The sequence below is a fragment of the Citrobacter sp. wls718 genome (genome assembly GCF_005280945.1).
In the GTDB taxonomy this organism is placed as follows: domain Bacteria; phylum Pseudomonadota; class Gammaproteobacteria; order Enterobacterales; family Enterobacteriaceae; genus Citrobacter; species Citrobacter gillenii.
Genome location: NZ_SZWV01000030.1, coordinates 3,980 through 7,404, shown reverse-complemented (window position 1 = coordinate 7,404; position 3,425 = coordinate 3,980). Strand labels below are relative to the sequence as shown.

The 3,425-nt window shown below is 50.0% G+C and carries 3 protein-coding genes and 1 rRNA gene; 1 reads left to right on the top strand and 3 read right to left on the bottom strand.

Features of this window, described 5'->3' with window-relative positions:
* Window positions 1-62 precede the first annotated feature (62 nt).
* A 5S ribosomal RNA gene (gene rrf / locus FDW95_RS05530) occupies window positions 63-178 on the top strand.
* 160 nt (window positions 179-338) lie between these two features.
* Here rrf and FDW95_RS05525 read toward each other — a convergent pair.
* Genes FDW95_RS05525 through FDW95_RS05515 form a run of 3 tightly spaced genes read right to left on the bottom strand, consistent with a single transcriptional unit; the run spans window position 339 to window position 3,399 of the window.
* The gene (locus FDW95_RS05525) at window positions 339-1,097 is read right to left on the bottom strand and encodes an amino acid ABC transporter ATP-binding protein (protein WP_096755448.1); all 759 of its coding nucleotides are present in this window, start codon (window positions 1,095-1,097) and stop codon (window positions 339-341) included.
* A 7-nt stretch (window positions 1,098-1,104) separates the two neighbouring features.
* The gene (locus FDW95_RS05520; RefSeq protein WP_096755449.1) at window positions 1,105-2,208 is read right to left on the bottom strand and encodes an amino acid ABC transporter permease; all 1,104 of its coding nucleotides are present in this window, start codon (window positions 2,206-2,208) and stop codon (window positions 1,105-1,107) included.
* Window positions 2,209-2,217: 9 nt separating this feature from the next.
* Window positions 2,218-3,399, bottom strand: a complete 1,182-nt coding sequence (locus tag FDW95_RS05515; RefSeq protein ID WP_115257346.1) for an amino acid ABC transporter permease — start codon at window positions 3,397-3,399, stop codon at window positions 2,218-2,220.
* Between the last annotated feature and the right edge of the window lie 26 nt (window positions 3,400-3,425).

Here is a 3,425-nt window from a genome sequence, read left to right as displayed (position 1 = left end):
GTTCGACTCTGGGTATCAGCACCAGTTTTTAGGTTAATGTTCGGCACGTAGAAAAGAATTTGTCTGGCGGCTGTAGCGCGGTGGTACCACCTGACCCCATGCCGAACTCAGAAGTGAAACGCCGTAGCGCCGATGGTAGTGTGGGGTCTCCCCATGCGAGAGTAGGGAACTGCCAGACATCAAATAAGTGAAAAGGCCATCCGAAAGGATGGCCTTTTTGCGTTATGTGTACTCAGAAAAAGCCAGATGACGGTGTCAACGCCCTATCCGACCTTTAGGATTGGTACCATTATTGGTCTGATAAATGTAGTGCCGTTATATGCAAGTGGATGATAATATTAATGTATTACCTGCGATAAAAACGCTCGCGTACGTTCAGAACGTGGATTGGCAAAAAACTCATCCGGGGGTGCCTGTTCCACTATTTCACCTAGATCCATAAAAATCACTCTGTCGGCTACCGTGCGTGCAAAGCCCATTTCATGGGTGACACACAACATCGTCATTCCTGATTGCGCCAGGCCAATCATAGTATCCAGTACTTCTTTCACCATTTCAGGATCCAGCGCCGAGGTGGGTTCGTCAAACAACATAATTTTGGGTTTCATACACAGCGAGCGCGCAATAGCCACACGCTGCTGCTGTCCTCCGGAGATTTGTCCCGGGAATTTATGCGCATGTTCCGCAATACGAACCCGTTCAAGATAGTGCATGGCCAGAACCTCAGCCTCTTTCTTTGGCATCTTGTGGACCCAAATAGGGGCCAATGTACAGTTTTGCAAGACCGTCAAATGCGGAAAGAGATTAAAGTGCTGAAAGACCATACCGACTTCTTGCCTGACACGCTCAATATTGCGGATGTCTTCGTTGAGTTCAATCCCATCCACCACAATGCGTCCTTGCTGATGCTCTTCCAGATGATTAATACAGCGGATGGTTGTCGATTTACCAGAGCCAGAAGGCCCACATAATACGATGCGTTCCCCCTGTTTTACCTTCAGGTTAATATTCTTAAGAACATGAAACTGCCCATACCACTTGTTGACGTTTTCCAGCGTAATCATCGCGTCGGTAGACGGCATTAATAATTGGCTCATAAATTCCTCAGTGCGGTGTACGCCCGGTGTTAAAACGTTTTTCCAGATGCTGGCTGTAACGAGACATGCTGAAACAGAAAATCCAGTAAATCAGTGCGGCAAAAACGTAGCCTTCTGTCGACATCCCCAGCCAGGCGGGATCGACGGTTGCTTGTTGTACGCTACTAAAAAGATCAAACAGACCTATGATGATGACCAGGCTGGTATCTTTGAACAGCGCGATAATCGTGTTGACCAGGCCGGGAATAACCAACTTAAGCGCTTGGGGAAGAATAACCAGTCCCTGCGTCTTCCAGTATCCTAGTGCCAGTGACTCGGCGGCTTCATACTGCCCCTTTGGTAAGGCTTGTAATCCTCCGCGCACCACCTCCGCGACATAGGCAGACTGGAAAAGGATCACCCCAACCAGCGCGCGAATTAGTTTGTCGATGCTGGTACCTTCCGACATAAACAATGGCAGCATCACTGAGGACATAAACAGCACGGTGATCAACGGTACTCCACGCCAGAACTCAATGAAAATAACGGATAAAATCCGCACGACGGGCATATGAGAACGACGACCTAATGCCAGTAAAATTCCCCATGGAAGTGCACCGGCAATACCGACGGAGGCGATAATCAAGGTTAGCGTTAATCCTCCCCACTGCCGGGTTTCGACACGTTCGAGACCGAAAAAACCACCGTACATCAGCCACCAGACCACAATGGGGTAAACCACTGCCCAGACGGCGATATAGCGACCACGGTGGGACATGGCTTTCCAGAACATCGGGGCGATAGAAAGCAGACCGATAACCAGGGCCAGATTTACTCGCCAACGCTGATCGTGTGGATAGAGTCCATACATAAATTGGCCAAAGCGTTCATGGATGAACACCCAGCAGGCTCCTGCTTTCGTACAATCTGCCCGGGTAGATCCTACCCAGTTCGCCTGTAGAAATGCCCAGTTCAATAGAGGGGGAATAAACGCCCACATTAACCACACGCACAACAGCGTGAGCAGGCTATTTGACCAACTAGAGAACAGGTTCTTGCGTACCCACAAAATAACGCGTCCTGCGTGATTACTGTTCTGGCGCGTGGGGTGAGACAGCAGTGCTTTTGTCATCATGGCTCCTTAGCGCTCAATCAGTGCGATCCGACGGTTATAAATATTCATCAACAGAGAAATGCTCAGGCTGATGATCAGATACACCGACATGGTAATGGCAATGGTTTCAATGGCCTGTCCTGTTTGGTTAAGTACGGTCCCAGCAAACAGTGAAACCATATCCGGGTAGCCAATGGCTGCAGCCAGAGAGGAGTTTTTTACGATATTCAGGTACTGGCTGGTCAGTGGGGGAATGATGACGCGCAGCGCCTGCGGGATAATAACCTGGCGAAGGGTTACCGGATTTGGCAGCCCCAGTGAGCGTGCTGCCTCGTGCTGACCATAAGGCACGGCCTGAATACCCGCGCGAATAATTTCTGCAATAAATGCGGAGGTATACACCGAAAGTGCCAGCGTCAGCGCAGCCAGTTCTGGAATAAGCACCATGCCGCCACGGAAGTTAAAGCCGCGTAGTTCAGGCACATCCCAGTGTAGCGCTGCGCCAAAAATCCACTGTGAAAGCATCGGTAAAAAAGCGAACAGCGCCAGGGCCGTAGGCCAGGTCCGTCGCAACTGACCTGTTTTAGTCTGATGCATTTTATTAAAGCGAAATAACCCAATGGAGATGATGGCAGCAATCAGGGCGGCAGCGCAAAAGGCAACAAGACCCTCTGCCATTTGTGGTGCCGGAATATAGAGCCCGCGGTTGCTCAGGAATGCGATATCCAATGCGTTAACAGCCTGGCGTGGGCCAGGTAAATTACGTAACACAGCAAAATACCAGAAGAAGATTTGCAGCAGCGGGGGAATATTGCGGAACGTTTCGATATAAATCGTTGAGAGCTTGCGCAGTAACCAGTTATCCGACAACCGCGCCAGTCCGAGAAAAAAACCGAGAAATGACGCGAAAACAATGCACAGCGCTGAGACTAACAGTGTATTAAGCAGACCGACCAGAAAGACGCGGCCATAGGTATCGCCCTGCTCGTAATCAATCAGATGCTGAACAATGCCAAATCCGGCACTGCGATCGAGAAAAGAAAACCCCGAGGTAATACCGCGGCTGCTCAGGTTATTAATCGTGTTATGAATGAGGTAGACCGCAATGCTGACGACCGCAATGACGGCGAGTATTTGAAATAACCAGGCGCGGACCGCAGGGTTAGAAAAGGAGAATGATCCTTTTACGCTTGAGCGGCGATGGGGCATAAGAAAACCTCGGTAACTGTGACTCT

What these genes read in the sequence shown, in the direction of transcription:
- FDW95_RS05525 (WP_096755448.1), bottom strand. Translation starts at nt 1,097, where the DNA reads ATGAGCCAATTATTAATGCCGTCTACCGACGCGATGATTACGCTGGAA.
- FDW95_RS05520 (WP_096755449.1), bottom strand. Translation starts at nt 2,208, where the DNA reads ATGACAAAAGCACTGCTGTCTCACCCCACGCGCCAGAACAGTAATCAC.
- FDW95_RS05515 (WP_115257346.1), bottom strand. Translation starts at nt 3,399, where the DNA reads ATGCCCCATCGCCGCTCAAGCGTAAAAGGATCATTCTCCTTTTCTAAC.